The sequence below is a fragment of the Allomesorhizobium aridi genome (assembly GCF_043769475.1).
Taxonomy (GTDB): Bacteria; Pseudomonadota; Alphaproteobacteria; order Rhizobiales; family Rhizobiaceae; genus Allomesorhizobium.
Genome location: NZ_CP171729.1, coordinates 2,150,131 through 2,165,569, shown reverse-complemented (window position 1 = coordinate 2,165,569; position 15,439 = coordinate 2,150,131). Strand labels below are relative to the sequence as shown.

Sequence of the window (15,439 nt, the reverse complement as noted above, 5' to 3'; positions counted from 1 at the left end):
CAGTTGAACGGAAGAAAAAATGCTTGAAATCAAGAACCTCCACGCCCGCATCGTCGAAGACGGCACCGAAATCATCCGCGGGCTGAACCTGACGGTGAAGGCCGGCGAAGTGGCCGCCATCATGGGCCCGAATGGATCGGGCAAGTCGACGCTGTCCTATATTCTCGCGGGCCGCGAGGACTATGAGGTCACCGAGGGCGACATCCTCTACAACGGCCACTCCATCCTCGAAATGGATCCGGCCGAGCGCGCCGCGGCGGGCATCTTTCTCGCCTTCCAGTATCCGATGGAGATACCGGGCGTGGCGACGATGGAGTTTTTGAAGGTCGCGATCAACGCGCAGCGCAAGGCGCGCGACGAGGAACCGCTGAAGATTCCCGAGCTCTTGAAGCGCGTGAAGGAAGCGGCCGGCTCGCTCAATATGGATATGGCGATGCTGAAGCGGCCGCTGAATGTCGGCTTCTCCGGCGGCGAGAAGAAGCGCGCCGAAATCCTGCAGATGAAGCTGCTCGAGCCGAAGCTCTGCGTGCTGGACGAGACCGATTCCGGCCTCGACATCGATGCCCTGAAGATCGTGGCCGACGGCGTCAATGCGTTGCGCTCGCCCGACCGCGCTATCGTGGTCATCACCCACTACCAGCGCCTGCTCGAATACATCGTGCCGGACTCGGTGCACGTTCTCTACCGCGGCCAGGTGATCAAGTCGGGCGACAAGTCGCTGGCGGTCGAACTGGAAGAGAACGGCTACGCCGGGATCATCGAAGAGGCGGCATAGGTGACGGTTATGAACCTCCAAATCACGCCCCAGCGCACGCTCGCCGAAACGGCGCTCATCGATGCGTTCGGCGAGCGGCTTTCGCTGCTGCCGGGCGACGGCGCGGTGATGGTCCGGCGCGACAATGCGATCGAAGCGGTCAAGGCCGGCCTGCCGACCAAGCGCGTCGAATCCTGGCACTACACCGATCTGCGCCGGCTTCTGACCAGCGTGCCGCCGCATGACGAGACGGCGAACGCCAAGGCGGTTGCGCCCCTCATCGAAGGCTCGACGGTGCTGTCTGTCCTGAACGGCGTTGCGTCGGCAAACCCCGCTGCAATCGACGGCGTAACGGTTACGCCGCTTGCCGAAAAAGCTCGCCGACGGCAGCTTCGCGCCGGCGCTGGAGACCTACGGTTCGGACGACGCCATCGGTGCGCTGAACGTCGCCTTCGTCGGCGACGGCTATTTCGTCGACATCGCGGAAGGCAGCCGGCTGGAAGCGCCGCTGGAATTGCAGAACGTGCAGGCCGGCGGCCAGACGCATGTGCGGCTGCCGGTGCGGGTCGGCAACGGCGCCAAGGCGACGATCGTGGAGCGCCAGACCGGCAGCGGAGCGGCGCTCGCTTCCTCGGTCAGCCAGTTGCTGCTTGGCGAGGACGCCGAGATCCTGTGGATCATCGTGCAGGACCAGCCGGAGACGGCGACGTATTTCGCGCAGTTCAAGGCGGAGCTCGGCAAGAATTCGAAGCTGACGCTGTTCATCATGAATGCCGGCGGCAAGCTCGTGCGGCAGGAGGTTGTGGTCGACGCCAAGGGCGAGGGCGCGGAGTTCAAGCTTCGCGGCGTCAACCTTCTGGCTGGCGACAGCCACACCGACGTGACCATGGTGCTCGACCATTCGGTGCCGCATACCAGTTCGACGGAAGTGGTCCGCAATGTCGTCACCGGACGGGCGAAGGGCGTATTCCAGGGGCGCATCAACGTTGCCCAGTATGCGCAGAAGACCGACGCGAAGATGGCCTGCAACACGCTGCTTTTGTCGGACGACGGCGAGTTTTCGACCAAGCCGGAGCTGGAAATCTTCGCCGATGACGTGGTGTGCGGGCACGGCGCGACCGTCACCGAAATTGACCGCAACCATCTGTTCTACCTGATGGCGCGCGGCATCGACGAGAAGACGGCGCGCGGGCTGCTGGTGAAGGCGTTCCTGGCTGAGGTGATCGAGGAACTGGAAGACGAGCCTACCGTGGAGGCGCTGGAGGCGCTGCTGGACGGCTGGTTTGCGACGCATGGGTGAAAGCGGACGAAGCGCGGTGCAAGCTTGGAACGCATAATGGACCAGAAAGTCGAAACCCCCTACGACGTCGAGGCGATCCGCCGCGACTTTCCGATCCTTGCGCGCGAGGTCTATGGCAAGCCGCTGGTCTATCTCGACAATGGCGCGTCGGCGCAGAAGCCGCAGGCCGTGCTCGACGCGATCAACCACGCCTACACCAAGGAATACGCCAACGTTCACCGCGGCCTGCATTTTCTGTCGAACGCAGCCACGGATGCCTATGAAAAGGCTCGCGAAAGCGTGCGCCGCTTCCTGAACGCGGGCAGCACGGAAGAGATCGTCTTCACCAAGTCGACCACCGAGGCGATCAATACGGTCGCCTACGGTTTCGGCATGCCGAATATTGGCGAGGGCGACGAGATCGTGCTGTCGATCATGGAGCACCACTCCAACATCGTGCCGTGGCATTTCATCCGCGAACGCCAAGGCGCAAAGCTGGTATGGGTCCCGGTCGACGATCTCGGCGTGTTCCACATCGAGGAATTCGAGAAACGCCTGACCGACCGCACCAAGCTGGTCGCGATCACCCATATGTCGAATGCGCTGGGCACGGTGACGCCGATCAAGGAAATCGTGCGGATCGCGCACGCGAGAGGCATTCCGGTGCTGGTCGACGGCAGCCAGGCGGCGGTGCACATGCCGGTGGACGTGCAGGACCTCGACTGCGATTTTTATGTGTTCACCGGCCACAAGGTCTATGGCCCGTCCGGCATCGGCGTACTTTACGGCAAGCGCGATATGCTGGAACGGATGCGGCCGTTCCAGGGCGGCGGCGAGATGATCTTTGAGGTGACCGAAGACGAAGTCACCTACAACGACCCGCCGCACCGCTTCGAGGCAGGGACACCGCCGATCGTTCAGGCGATCGGGCTGGGCGCCGCGCTCGAATATATGGAGAAGATCGGCCGCGAGCGGATCGTCGCGCACGAGGCCGAGCTTAAGAAATACGCCCATGAGCGGCTGCGCTCGATCAATTCGCTTCGCATATTCGGCGACGCGCCGGGCAAGGGCGCGATCGTCTCCTTCGAGCTGCAGGGCATCCATTCGCACGACGTTGCGATGGTGATCGACCGGCAGGGCGTTGCGGTGCGGGCCGGAACCCATTGCGCCCAGCCGCTGTTGAAACGCTTTGGCGTGACCTCCACATGCAGGGCATCATTCGGCATGTACAATACGAAGGCCGAAATCGACGTCCTGGCCGAAGCGCTCGAAAAGGCGCGGAAATTTTTCGGGTGATGAGCATGGAAGATGCAACCACAGAACAGACTTCGCCGGCAGCGGCCACGCCCGCTTCGGCCATTCCCGCCGAAGAACTGGCGCGGCTGACCGACGACATCGTCTCGGCGCTGAAGACCGTCTACGACCCCGAAATCCCCGCCGATATCTATGAGCTCGGCCTGGTCTACAAGATCGACATCGAGGACGACCGATCGGTCAAGATCGACATGACGCTGACGGCGCCAGGCTGCCCGGTCGCCGGCGAAATGCCGGGCTGGGTGCAGAACGCGGTCAGCGCCGTCGAAGGCGTTTCCGATGTGGAGGTCAACATGACCTTCGACCCGCCCTGGACTCCCGACCGCATGTCGGAAGAGGCGCAGGTCGCGGTGGGTTGGTATTAGGACACTCCGTCCTCGAGCCCTCGCTCCAGAAGCCGGGACCCTTGCGGCGTCAGTCGATTATATGAACGACCCTGCGGGTTTCCGGTTCGATCAGCACAGTGCGGCCGTCCATGACGACATACTGATACTTGGTCGGCAACGTGTTTTCGGCAAGTTCGCCCGGCTTCAAGATATCCGGAATGATGGCGCCGACCACCAGTTCAAAGTTGGACGGACGATCGACCACGACCGGATTGGTCTTCACGTACTCTCGGACCACGGTCTCCTGTTCGGGCGTGACCACCACGGTCTGGGCGGTCGCAAAGGCGGTTCCGGCGAGCAGGATGGCAGCGGCGATTGTGCTTCGGAAAGTCATTTCAACCTCCTGAGTTCGATGTGTCATAACCGCCATCAGTCGGAACGGTTCCGCAGATGTGAAATTTGTTACGGCCGATCACGAGCTTGCATGGGATGGGAATCTTCACCATCTTAGGCTAAGAGAAAGCATCCGGCAGGCCTTGAACCTGCATGGAATGGAGACAGGAATATGGGACGCTTCGCCGTCATCAGCATGACCGAGAAGGCCGCCGCTCGCGTGAACGAGATCATGGCGACGCGCGAAAACGCCAAGGGCGTTCGCCTGGGCATCAAGAAGGGCGGCTGCGCCGGCATGGAATATACGGTCGATCTGGTGACCGAGCCGAATCCCAAGGACGACCACATCGAGCGCGACGGCGCGCATGTCTATGTTGCGCCGGAAGCCGCACTCTTCCTGTTCGGCACGGTGATGGATTTCGAGGCGACGACACTGCGCACCGGCTTCACCTTCACCAATCCCAACCAGAGTTCGGCCTGCGGCTGCGGCGAATCGGTCGAGCTCAAGCCTGCCGATTTGAAGCAGCTCGCCGAGGCGCGTGCGAGCGCGTAGCCAGACGGTGCGTTCTTCGAGGCTCGCCCTGCGGGCTTCGCACCTCTCAGGATGAGGAAGGTCTGCGCCGGCCCCATCCCCTCAGATGAGGCATACGGCGTAGCAAGCGTTTAGTTCCGGGATTGGGATCGAAGCTCCCTATCTCGGCAAGCTGTGCGCCAGCGTCCCTCATCCTGAGGTGCGAGCGAAGCGAGCCTCGAAGGACGCACACGGCAAGATTTCAATCCACCCAGAGCCCGCGCTTCTTGTGCCAGTCGGCGATCGATTCCTCCGGATAGATGTCGAATGTCCGGTCGCCGTCGCGGATGTTCGGCTCCACCCACGAAGCCTTGTATTTCAGCATAAGATGCACGCGCTCCGGCGCCTTGGGCAGTTCGCTGTCGATGGCCGAGGCGAACGGGTGCACCAGTTCCGGCCAGGTCGGATCGTAGAGCCACAGCGCCGACCCGCATTCCCGGCAGAAGCGGCGTTCGCCGGTCGAAACCTCGCAATGTGTGCGCTCTTCATCCTCGATTTCCGCCCGGTAGAGGCCGAGATGTTCTTCGCCCTCGACCTTTAGCGTGGACGAATCGCCGCCGAGGTTGATCGCGTATCCGCCGCCACCCTGCTGTTTGCGGCAGATCGAGCAGTAGCACAGCATGAAAGGAACGGGCGTGTGGCTCTCTACCTGGAAGCGGACTGCGCCGCAGCGGCAGGAACCCTTGAGCAGCATCGGCATGAACGGCCCCAATACATTCAATCAGACCTGGTCAGCATCCTTTCGGTCGCGAAACCCCGCGAGCAATGACAGGCACCAGTTTGCGTGCCATGATTGCAGCATGGATGACGAACGCATAGCGGAACTTTTCGAAAGCCTCGGTCCAGTATCGATCAGGCGCATGTTCGGCGGCAAGGGCATCTATTTCGACGGCGTCATCATCGCGGTAGAAATTCGCGGCGAATTCAGGCTGAAGGCCGACGCCGAAAGCGCGCCCGCGTTCGAGGCGGCCGGCTGCGAGCAATGGACCTATGTCGGCTCGCGCCACGGCAAGACGGTTTCGATGCCTTACTGGAGCGTTCCCGACAGCGCTTTCGACGATCCGGAAGAAATGGCAGTCTGGGCGAAAAAAAGCCTATGAGGCGGCGCTGCGGGCAGGGAAATAGCAGGGCAAAAGTGCCCACCCTTAAGCCGCCTCCATAGCCGCCCGGACCGCGGCGATTGCGTCGCCCGATTTCGCTGCGTCCGGTCCGCCGGCCTGCGCCATGTCGGGGCGGCCGCCGCCGCCCTGTCCGCCGAGCGCGGCGGAGGCCGCACGCACCAGATCCACGGCGCTGAAACGGCCTATGAGATCATCGGTGACGGCCACCACCACGCTCGCCTTGCCATCCTCGCCGGCGCCCACGAACACCACGACGCCCGAACCCAACGATTGCTTGCCGGCGTCGGCGAGCGGCTTCAGATCCTTGGGCGACACGCCCGAAACCGCCTTGCCGAGAAAGCCGACGCCTGCGACCGTTTCGCCATCACCGCCCGCATCGGCCGATGATCCGCCGCCCAGCGCGAGCTTCTTGCGCGCCTCGGCGAGTTCCCTTTCCAGCCTGCGCCGCTCCTCCAGGACGGCCTCGACGCGCGAGACCGCATCGGCGGGTGACACTTTCAGGGCAGCCGCGACCGCCTTGAGGCGGCGGTCCTGCTCGTCGAGATGGCGGCGCGCCGCTTCGCCGGTCAGCGCCTCAATGCGGCGCACGCCGGAGGCCACCGCCGCCTCCGAAACCAGGCGGATCAGCCCGATATCGCCGGTGGCGGTAACATGCGTGCCGCCGCAGAGTTCGACGGAGTACGGCTTGCCGGCCTTGCCGACACGCGTGGCCGTTCCCATCGAGACCACCCGCACCTCGTCGCCGTATTTCTCGCCGAACAGCGCCATGGCTCCCTCGGCGATGGCGTCCTCGACGCTCATCAGCCGCGTCGCGACGGGGCTGTTCTGCACGACGATCTCGTTGGCCATCGCCTCGACGCGCTCCAGTTCGGCGGCCGAAATCGGCTTCGGGTGCGAAAAGTCGAAGCGCAGCCGCTCCGGCGCAACCAGCGAGCCTTTCTGCGCCACATGGCTGCCCAGAACCTCGCGCAGCGCCTCATGCACGAGGTGCGTTGCCGAATGGTTGGAACGCAGCCGGGTGCGGCGGGCGTGATCGACCTTCATGCCGACGGCCGCGCCGGGCTTCAGCGCACCCTCGGCAACCCGGCCGAAATGCACGATGAGGCCGTCGCCCTTCTTCTGCGTGTCGTTGATGTCGATCGAGAAGCCGTCGCCCGTCATCGCGCCGGTATCGCCCACCTGGCCACCGGATTCGGCGTAGAACGGGGTCTGGTTGACGACTATGCCAACCGTTTCTCCTGCCGCCGCGCTCTCGACGACGGCGCCGTCCCTGACCAGCGCCAGCACGATGCCCTCGGCCTCCTCGGTGTCGTAGCCGAGAAATTCCGTCGCGCCGGTCCTTTCCTTGACCGCGAACCAGACAGTCTCGGTCGCCGCGTCGCCGGAACCCGCCCAACTGGCGCGGGCCTCGGCCTTCTGGCGCTGCATGGCGGCGTCGAACCCGTCGAGATCGACCGAAACGCCGCGCTGGCGCAGCGCGTCCTGCGTCAGGTCGAGCGGGAAGCCATAGGTGTCGTAGAGTTTGAACGCGGTTTCGCCGTCGAGGCGATCGCCGGCGCCCAGTTTCTCGGTTGCCTCCGACAACAGGCCGAGGCCCCGCGCCAGCGTCTTGCGGAAACGGGTTTCCTCGAGCTTCAGCGTTTCGGAAATCAGCGCCTCGCCGCGCGCGAGTTCGGGATAGGCGAGGCCCATTTCACGCACCAGCGCCGGAACCAGCCGCCACATCAACGGGTCGGCCGCGCCGAGCAGCTGCGCATGGCGCATGGCGCGGCGCATGATGCGGCGCAGCACATAGCCGCGGCCCTCATTCGACGGCAGCACGCCGTCGGCGATCAGGAAACTCGACGCGCGCAGATGGTCGGCGATGACGCGGTGGCTCGCCCGGTTCTTGCCTTCCGCCTTGACCCCGGTCGCCTCCTCGGAGGCGCGGATCAGCCCCTTGAACAGATCGATGTCGTAATTATCGTGCACGCCCTGCATGACGGCGGCGATGCGCTCCAGCCCCATGCCGGTGTCGATTGACGGACGCGGCAGCGCGACGCGCTGCTCCTTCGTCACCTGCTCGAACTGCATGAAGACGAGGTTCCATATCTCGATGAAGCGGTCGCCGTCCTCGTCGGCGCTGCCGGGAGGGCCGCCCGGAATCTGGTCGCCATGGTCGTAGAAGATTTCCGAGCACGGCCCGCACGGACCGGTGTCGCCCATCGCCCAGAAATTATCACTGGTGGCAATGCGGATGATCCTGTCCTCGGGCAGGCCGGCGATCTTGCGCCAGAACCCGGCAGCCTCGTCATCGGTATGATAGACAGTGACCAGGAGCCGCTTCGCGTCGAGGCCGAATTCCTTCGTGATCAGGTTCCACGCGAGCTCGATTGCGCGCTCCTTGAAATAATCGCCGAAGGAGAAATTGCCGAGCATCTCGAAGAAGGTGTGATGGCGCGCGGTGTAGCCGACATTGTCGAGGTCGTTGTGCTTGCCGCCGGCGCGCACGCATTTCTGCGAGGTCGCGGCGCGCGAATAGGCGCGGCTCTCGATGCCGGTGAACACGTTCTTGAACTGCACCATGCCGGCATTAACGAACATCAGCGTCGGATCATTGCGCGGCACGAGCGGGCTGGAGGCGACGACCTCATGCCCGTTCTTGCGGAAATAGTCGAGAAATGCCGACCGGATCTCGTTCACGCCACTCATATCAAAGCCTTTGTTGCGCCTCTCGGCGAAATTGGGACATGGCCTTTTAGCGGGCGCACCTGGACCTGTCCACAAGCTCAAAACCGCGAAAAACAGCAGCTTCACGGGCGCTCGGGCGGGGCTCCCTCAAAACAAAACCGCCGGCCCGAGGGCCGGCGGCATCGCAAAGATCAGGCCTGACAGATTACATCTCGCCGGCTTCGTCCTCGAAGCCGTCACTCGGGCCACCGCCCTCGAGGAATTTTTCGGCGATCAGCCCGGCATTCTGCCGCAGCGCCAGCTCAATCTCGCGCGCCGTGTCGGGATTGTCGCGCAGGAAAAGCTTCGCGTTCTCGCGGCCTTGGCCGAGGCGCTGCGAGTTGTAGGAGAACCAGGCGCCCGACTTTTCGACTACGCCGGCCTTGACGCCGAGATCGACGAGTTCACCGGTCTTGGAGACGCCCTCGCCATACATGATGTCGAACTCGACCTGTTTGAAGGGCGGCGCCAGCTTGTTCTTGACCACCTTGACCCGGGTCTGATTGCCGACCACTTCGTCGCGGTCCTTGACCGCGCCGATACGGCGGATGTCGAGCCGCACGGATGCATAGAATTTCAGCGCGTTGCCGCCAGTCGTGGTTTCGGGCGAACCGAACATGACGCCGATCTTCATGCGGATCTGGTTGATGAAGATGACCATGGTGTTGGAGCGCGAGATGGAAGCGGTGAGCTTCCGCAGCGCCTGGCTCATCAGCCGCGCCTGCAGGCCGGGCAGCGAATCGCCCATCTCGCCCTCGATTTCCGCTCGCGGGGTAAGCGCCGCCACCGAATCGACGACCAGCACGTCCACCGCGCCGGAGCGAACCAGAGTGTCGCAGATCTCGAGCGCCTGCTCGCCGGTGTCGGGCTGCGAAATCAGAAGGTTTTCAAGATCCACGCCAAGCTTGCGGGCATAGACCGGGTCGAGCGCGTGTTCGGCATCGACGAAGGCGCAGATGCCGCCCTTCTTCTGCGCTTCGGCGACCGTGTGCAGCGCCAGCGTCGTCTTGCCCGAGCTTTCCGGCCCGTAGATTTCGATGATGCGCCCGCGCGGCAGACCACCGACGCCGAGCGCGATGTCGAGCCCTAGCGAGCCGGTGGGCACCGTCTCGATCTCGACGATCTTCTCGTTCGCCCCCAGCCGCATGATCGAGCCCTTGCCGAAGGCGCGCTCGATCTGCGACAGCGCGGCGTCCAGAGCCTTTGATTTGTCCACCGATTTGTCCTCTACCAGCCGCAATGAATTCTGAGCCATGATACATTACCCCTTGGTCGTCAATGAAGGCCCGACAATCCGGTATCCCTGCAAATTCGTACCTCTTTTGTTCTCATTTGGCAAGAGGGCTCAAGGGCATGATTCCATTGCATTTTCCAATTTTGTTCCAGTTTTGTACATCCGAACATTCCGGATAAGCCGATCCACTGGCCCGGCCATACCGCCAAGTGACGATTCGGCGCGGCAGGTTGCTCGCCAGGGATGCTGACACTAATGTCGCGCCCGACCTAGAAGAAACAACGCTCCGCAGGCGATTTAATGTCTTTTCCGAAAATACTGGCTGTCGGCGGTGCCCATATCGACCGCCGGGGGCGGATCACAGGCGCCTATGTGCCCGGCGCGTCCAATCCGGGCGTGATGGCTGAGGACGTCGGCGGCGGCGCGTTCAATGCGCTGCGCAACGCCATACGGCGCGGTGCCCGGGGCTCGCTGATGTCGGTTCGCGGCGGCGATGCGGCCGGCGAGACCGTCTCGCGCGCCATAGTCCGGGCGGGGATCGCCGACTTGTCGGCGATATTCCTCGACCGCACCACGCCGAGCTATACCGCGCTCCTCGACCGCGAGGGCGACGTGATCGCAGCACTTGCCGACATGGCGCTCTACGAGACGGCGTTCGCCAAGCAGCTGCGCCGCGCCAGCTTTCGCGCCGCCGCGGCGGACGCCGACGCCCTTTTGTGCGACGCCAATCTGCCGGCCGACGCGCTTGCGCGGCTGGCCGCCGGCAAGCCTCTTTTCGCGATCGCCATCTCGCCGGCCAAAGTCCTGCGGCTCTCCGAAACCCTGGAAACGCTTTCGTGCCTGTTCATGAACTTTCGCGAGGCGGCTTGCCTTGGCGGATTGTCGGACGATGCATCCGTCGACGAAATCGTTGCCCGCCTGCGCAGCATGGGACTTTCAAGCGCAGTCATCAGCCATGGCGGTGCGCCGACCGTCGCGTTCGACCGCTCCAACATCTTTTCCATGATGCCGCCGCCCCCGCGAAAAATCGCCGATGTGACCGGCGCCGGCGATGCGCTGGCCGGAGTGACCACGGTCGCCTTGCTGCGCGGCCTGCCTCTCGGCGAGGCGTTGCGCGAGGGCATGGCGGCGGCGATGCTGGCGGTCGAGAGCCAGGCTTCCGTGCCGGAATTTTCCGCCGGCGCCTTCACTGCTGCCCTTGCCCTTGTGCCGAAGGCCGAGGCGTTGCATCAGGGCGGCAGGATCGGAGAGACAAATGATGCCTGAGAAAGCGCGGCCCTTTATCGATGTCCATCCAACCGTCGCAGACGCGCTGACCGCTGGGCGGCCGGTGGTGGCGCTGGAGAGCACCATCATCACCCACGGCATGCCCTATCCCGATAACAGCGCGATGGCCGCCAATGTCGAGAAGATCATCCGCGACGAGGGCGCGACGCCTGCCACCATCGCCGTTATCGGCGGCAGGCTGAAGATCGGGCTTTCCGACGCCGAGCGCGAGGCGCTGGCCAAGACCACGGGCGCGATGAAGCTGTCGCGGGCCGATCTTGGTTTTGCGCTGGTGCAGGGCCGCACCGGCGGCACCACGGTGGCGGCGACGATGATCGCCGCGCACCTCGCCGGCATCTCGGTCTTCGCCACCGGCGGCATAGGCGGCGTGCACAAGGGCGCGGAAAAGAGTTTTGACATCTCGGCCGACCTCGACGAACTGGCGCGCACGCCGGTGATCGTGGTGTCGGCCGGAGCCAAGGCCATACTGGACATCGAAAAGACGCTGGAAGTGCTGGAGACGCGCGGGGTACCGGTGGTGGCGTTCGGATCGGACGTCATGCCCGCCTTCTGGTCGCGGCAATCGCCATTCGCCGCGCCGCTGCGGCTCGATACGGCCGAGGCGATCGCGGATTTCTTCAAGGTTCGGCGCGTTTTTGGGACCGATGGCGGCATGCTGATCGCGAACCCCGTGCCGGAAGCCGACGAGATCGCCGCGGAGGTGATGGCCGCGCATATCGAAGCGGCGCAGCAGGCCGCCGAGGCGCAGCGCGTCTCGGGCAAGGCGGTGACGCCGTTCCTGCTCGCGAAAATTCTTGAACTGACCGGCGGCGCCAGCCTTCGCACCAACATCGCTCTGGTGGAAAACAACGCCAGGCTGGCGGCGCGAATCGCACGGGCGCTCTGACGCAGAGCACCGAGCCGCGAGCAAGGCGTTTCAGGCATTCAACCAAGCGCTTCGAAAGGCGCTCGGCCGTCACCGGCAAAATCGCGAAGCCGGCGCCCAACAGTCAGGACGACGTTGGTCGCCGGCTTCGCGCTATCCTGGGCGTAAAGTTACGCCATTGCCTTCTGCAGATTCTCGTCAATCTTGTCCAAAAAGCCAGTGGTCGAGAGCCAGGGCTGGTCGGGGCCGATGAGCAGCGACAGGTCCTTGGTCATGTAGCCGGATTCAACCGTCTGCACGCAGACCTTTTCCAGGGTATCGGCGAATTTTTTGAGTTCCGCATTGTTGTCGAGCTTGGCGCGGTGGGCGAGGCCGCGGGTCCAGGCGAAGATCGAGGCGATGGAGTTGGTCGAGGTTTCCTCGCCCTTCTGGTGCTGGCGGTAGTGGCGGGTGACGGTGCCGTGCGCGGCCTCGGCCTCGACGGTCTTGCCGTCCGGCGTCATCAGCACCGAGGTCATCAGGCCGAGCGAGCCGAACCCTTGCGCCACGGTGTCGGACTGCACGTCGCCGTCATAGTTCTTGCAGGCCCAGATATAGCCGCCGGACCATTTCAGGCTCGACGCCACCATGTCGTCGATCAGGCGGTGCTCGTACCAGATCTTCTTCGCCTTGAATTCCTCTTCGAACTCGACCTCGTAGACTTCCTGGAAGATGTCCTTGAAGCGCCCGTCATAGGCCTTGAGGATGGTGTTCTTGGTCGAGAGATAAACCGGATAGCCGCGCAGCAGGCCGTAATTCAGAGAAGCGCGAGCGAATTCGCGGATCGATTCGTCCAGATTGTACATGGCCATGGCTACGCCGGAGGAGGGGGCGTCATAGACCTCATGCTCGATCACCTGGCCGTCGTCGCCGACGAACTTGATCGACAGCTTGCCCTTGCCGGGGTAGCGGAAATCGGTGGCCTTGTACTGGTCGCCGAAAGCGTGGCGGCCGACAATGATCGGCTTGGTCCAGCCGGGCACCAGGCGCGGCACGTTCTTCATGATGATCGGTTCGCGGAAGATGACGCCGCCCAGGATGTTGCGGATCGTGCCGTTCGGCGATTTCCACATCTTCTTGAGGTTGAATTCCTCGACGCGCTGCTCGTCGGGCGTGATCGTGGCGCACTTCACGCCGACGCCGTGCTTCTTGATGGCGTTGGCTGCGTCGATCGTCACCTGGTCGCTGGTCGCGTCGCGGTGCTCGACGCCCAGATCGTAATATTCGAGGTCGATGTCGAGATAAGGGTGGATCAGCTTGTCCTTGATGAACTGCCAGATGATGCGGGTCATCTCGTCGCCGTCGAGTTCGACGACGGGATTGGCCACCTTGATCTTCGCCATGAAAAGTACCTCGTTTTCGGATGGGAGCGCCGGATTTCCGGGCTTCGCGACAGGGAGTGCGGCCCCTATAGCAAAGCGGGAATGCGTGCGCAAACGCTGTTGAAACGCGGTGTAGCGAGACGCGATTTGCGGCGCTATTTTTTTTCGGCGGAAGCGTTTCGACAAAATTGGCGGCGAGCGCGACCCAGTGCTTCAGCGCCTGCTCTTCGCCAAGATGGTCGGCCGAGACGATGATGAAACCCTTCATCGTGCGCCCGGCTTGTTCCATGAGTCTCGTTCCCGGCCGGGCAAGCGCCTGCGCCTCCTGGTCGGGGCCGACACGAAACAGCACGTCGCCATCCTTCATCGTGCCGCAATGCATATTGCCGTTCAGGGTGAAGCAGATGCCGCCGAACATGCGAATTTCGCCGCAGTTGGCGTAGTGCCTCGTCTGCGCCCGCAAACGGTCGGTGATTTGGCTTGCCATGGTGCGGCCTTCATCTTCGACGCGGAATATGGCAGGGACGGCCCAGACGCGCAAATGAAGGATCAGCGCATTCATGACAGACACGGAAAGCGGGCCGATCACCGGAGGGCCGGTGATCATACTGGTCGAGCCGCAGATGGGCGAAAATATCGGCATGGTGGCGCGCGCCATGGCCAATTTCGGCCTGTCGGAACTGCGGCTGGTCAAGCCGCGTGACGGCTGGCCGAACGAGAAGGCGACGGCAGCGGCAAGCCGGGCCACGCATGTTATCGAGAACACCGCCGTGTTCGACGACCTGACCTCCGCGCTCGCCGACCTGCAATTCGTCTTCGCCACAACGGCGCGCGAGCGCGACGGGTTCAAGCCGGTGCGCGGGCCGGTCGAGGCGGGCAGGGCGCTTCGGGCCCGGCATCGCGCCGGGCAGCGCACCGGCATCATGTTCGGGCGCGAAAAATTCGGCCTCGCCAACGACGAGATCAGCCTGGCCGACGAGATCGTCACCTTTCCGGTCAATCCAGAATACGCATCGCTGAACATCGCGCAGGCGACACTTCTTATGGCGTATGAGTGGATGAAGTCCGGCCTTGAGCGGGAAACCGACACGGCGTTTTTGGGGCCGGTGGTCAAGCCCGCCGCCAAGGAGCACCTGCATGGCCTGTTCGAGCATCTCGAAGCCGCGCTTGACGCGCGCGGTTATTTCCGCACGCCGGCCAAGAAGCCGAAAATGGTCCACAAGGTGCGCGCGGTACTGACCCGCGCCGGCTTTTCGGAGAAGGAACTCGAAGTGCTGCGCGGCGTGGTCGCTTCGCTCGACTATTTTTCGCCGAAGGAACCGCGCGGCTCGGGCTATCCGGCGCGCAAGGCCGAGGCTGACGCCAGCGCCGGAAGCGGCAGGCGCAAGCCAGGCGGGGAGGCGCCCGGGAATGACTGACCGGCCGATACTGATGTTCGATTCGGGCATTGGCGGGCTGACCGTGCTACGCGAAGCGCGCGTGCTGATGCCCGACCGCCGCTTCGTCTATGTCGCGGATGATGCAGCCTTTCCGTATGGCGATTGGGAAGAGGCGGCGCTCTCCGCGCGCATCGTGGAACTTTGCGGGAGCCTGATAGCCAGGCACGACCCCGAAATTTTTGTCATTCCCTGCAACACGGCCTCGACGCTGGTGCTTGCAGATCTGCGCGCGGCCTATCCCGACACGCCATTCGTGGGCACTGTTCCGGCGATCAAGCCGGCCGCCGAGCGGACGCGCTCGGGCCTGGTGTCGGTGCTGGCCACCCCAGGCACGGTGAAGCGGCAATATACCCGCGACCTGATCGCCAAATGGGCTTCGAAATGCAATGTCTGGCTGGTCGGCAGCACGCATCTGGCTGCGCTCGCCGAGGCCTACATGCGCCACGGCTTCGTCGACGAGGAGGCGGTGCGGGCGGAGATCGCGCCGTGCTTCATCGAGCGCGATGGCGGCCGGACCGACATCGTCGTGCTCGCCTGCACGCACTATCCGTTCCTCGTCAACCGGATGCGCAAGACCGCGCCCTGGCCGGTGGATTGGCTGGATCCGGCCGAAGCGATCGCACGGCGCGCGCTGTCGCTGCTTTGTGAGCGTGCGCCCGTCGAAGGACATGCCGACGCGGCACAAGGTCTGGATCTCGCCGTCTTCACCTCCGGCAAGCCGGATTTCGCAATCCGCCGGCTGATGCAGGGGTTTGGGCTGACGGTCGCATAAAACGACCGGCAGGA

General features: G+C 63.8%; 14 protein-coding genes and 3 pseudogenes. 10 read left to right on the top strand and 7 right to left on the bottom strand.

Translation table 11 applies throughout. The annotated features are described in order from the left end of the window. The first annotated feature begins 19 nt into the window (after nucleotides 1-19). On the top strand, nucleotides 20-775 hold the full coding sequence (gene sufC / locus ACG873_RS12660) for a Fe-S cluster assembly ATPase SufC (RefSeq protein WP_394892151.1): 756 nt from the start codon (nucleotides 20-22) through the stop codon (nucleotides 773-775). Here sufC and ACG873_RS12655 read toward each other — a convergent pair. Continuing rightward, nucleotides 745-918, bottom strand: a complete 174-nt coding sequence (locus tag ACG873_RS12655) for a hypothetical protein (protein WP_394893850.1) — start codon at nucleotides 916-918, stop codon at nucleotides 745-747. The genes sufC and ACG873_RS12655 overlap by 31 nt on opposite strands. Between ACG873_RS12655 and sufD the strand changes: the two are divergent. The 3 genes and pseudogenes from sufD (at nucleotide 884) to ACG873_RS12640 (ending at nucleotide 3,712) form a co-directional block, all read left to right on the top strand. Next, nucleotides 884-2,054 (top strand): annotated as a pseudogene (gene sufD / locus ACG873_RS12650) (Fe-S cluster assembly protein SufD). The gene ACG873_RS12655 and the pseudogene sufD sit on opposite strands and share 35 nt — an antisense overlap. Before the next feature lie 36 nt (nucleotides 2,055-2,090). Next, nucleotides 2,091-3,329, top strand: a complete 1,239-nt coding sequence (locus tag ACG873_RS12645) for a cysteine desulfurase (protein ID WP_394892149.1) — start codon at nucleotides 2,091-2,093, stop codon at nucleotides 3,327-3,329. Continuing rightward, the gene (locus tag ACG873_RS12640) at nucleotides 3,329-3,712 is read left to right on the top strand and encodes an SUF system Fe-S cluster assembly protein (RefSeq protein ID WP_394892148.1); all 384 of its coding nucleotides are present in this window, start codon (nucleotides 3,329-3,331) and stop codon (nucleotides 3,710-3,712) included. Before ACG873_RS12645 ends, ACG873_RS12640 begins: the two co-directional genes overlap by 1 nt. 49 nt (nucleotides 3,713-3,761) lie before the next feature. Here the strand turns inward: ACG873_RS12640 and ACG873_RS12635 are convergent, their stop codons facing one another. Then, nucleotides 3,762-4,067, bottom strand: a complete 306-nt coding sequence (locus ACG873_RS12635) for a DUF1236 domain-containing protein (RefSeq protein WP_394892147.1) — start codon at nucleotides 4,065-4,067, stop codon at nucleotides 3,762-3,764. A 171-nt stretch (nucleotides 4,068-4,238) separates the two neighbouring features. Here ACG873_RS12635 and sufA point away from each other — a divergent pair, with 171 nt between their 5' ends. Beyond that, nucleotides 4,239-4,619 (top strand): Fe-S cluster assembly scaffold SufA, encoded by a 381-nt coding sequence (gene sufA, locus ACG873_RS12630; protein WP_394892146.1) that lies wholly within the window; start codon nucleotides 4,239-4,241, stop codon nucleotides 4,617-4,619. Between the two features lie 220 nt (nucleotides 4,620-4,839). On the opposite strand, the gene ACG873_RS12625 is transcribed toward sufA, so the two are convergent. After that, nucleotides 4,840-5,337, bottom strand: coding sequence for a GFA family protein (locus ACG873_RS12625; RefSeq protein WP_394892145.1), 498 nt, complete (start codon nucleotides 5,335-5,337; stop codon nucleotides 4,840-4,842). A gap of 100 nt (nucleotides 5,338-5,437) precedes the next feature. Between ACG873_RS12625 and ACG873_RS12620 the strand changes: the two are divergent. Then, a pseudogene (locus ACG873_RS12620) lies at nucleotides 5,438-5,762 on the top strand (TfoX/Sxy family protein). Between the two features lie 20 nt (nucleotides 5,763-5,782). On the opposite strand, the gene alaS reads toward ACG873_RS12620, so the two are convergent. Both alaS and recA read right to left on the bottom strand, forming a co-directional pair. Then, the gene (gene alaS, locus ACG873_RS12615) at nucleotides 5,783-8,449 is read right to left on the bottom strand and encodes an alanine--tRNA ligase (RefSeq protein WP_394892143.1); all 2,667 of its coding nucleotides are present in this window, start codon (nucleotides 8,447-8,449) and stop codon (nucleotides 5,783-5,785) included. Nucleotides 8,450-8,633: 184 nt separating this feature from the next. Continuing rightward, nucleotides 8,634-9,722, bottom strand: coding sequence for a recombinase RecA (gene recA / locus ACG873_RS12610; RefSeq protein ID WP_165025445.1), 1,089 nt, complete (start codon nucleotides 9,720-9,722; stop codon nucleotides 8,634-8,636). Nucleotides 9,723-10,001: 279 nt separating this feature from the next. Between recA and ACG873_RS12605 the strand changes: the two genes are divergently transcribed. Continuing rightward, complete coding sequence (locus ACG873_RS12605) at nucleotides 10,002-10,967, top strand: carbohydrate kinase family protein (protein ID WP_394892141.1); 966 nt, start codon at nucleotides 10,002-10,004, stop codon at nucleotides 10,965-10,967. Beyond that, a complete protein-coding gene (locus tag ACG873_RS12600) occupies nucleotides 10,957-11,874 on the top strand; it encodes a pseudouridine-5'-phosphate glycosidase (RefSeq protein ID WP_394892139.1) in 918 nt (305 codons plus the stop codon). The genes ACG873_RS12605 and ACG873_RS12600 overlap by 11 nt, the downstream gene beginning before the upstream one ends. A gap of 149 nt (nucleotides 11,875-12,023) precedes the next feature. On the opposite strand, the gene ACG873_RS12595 is transcribed toward ACG873_RS12600, so the two are convergent. Then, a complete protein-coding gene (locus ACG873_RS12595; protein ID WP_394892138.1) occupies nucleotides 12,024-13,235 on the bottom strand; it encodes an NADP-dependent isocitrate dehydrogenase in 1,212 nt (403 codons plus the stop codon). Nucleotides 13,236-13,461: 226 nt separating this feature from the next. Further along, nucleotides 13,462-13,596, bottom strand: a pseudogene (locus tag ACG873_RS12590) (RNA methyltransferase); the annotation flags it as partial. Between the two features lie 178 nt (nucleotides 13,597-13,774). On the opposite strand from ACG873_RS12590, the gene ACG873_RS12585 reads away from it, so the two are divergent. Both ACG873_RS12585 and murI read left to right on the top strand, forming a co-directional pair. Beyond that, complete coding sequence (locus ACG873_RS12585; RefSeq protein ID WP_394892137.1) at nucleotides 13,775-14,632, top strand: RNA methyltransferase; 858 nt, start codon at nucleotides 13,775-13,777, stop codon at nucleotides 14,630-14,632. Beyond that, nucleotides 14,625-15,425 carry a glutamate racemase gene (murI, locus tag ACG873_RS12580; RefSeq protein ID WP_394892136.1) on the top strand — a complete coding sequence of 267 codons (801 nt, stop codon included), beginning with the start codon at nucleotides 14,625-14,627 and terminating at the stop codon, nucleotides 15,423-15,425. The genes ACG873_RS12585 and murI overlap by 8 nt, the downstream gene beginning before the upstream one ends. Nucleotides 15,426-15,439 lie beyond the last annotated feature (14 nt).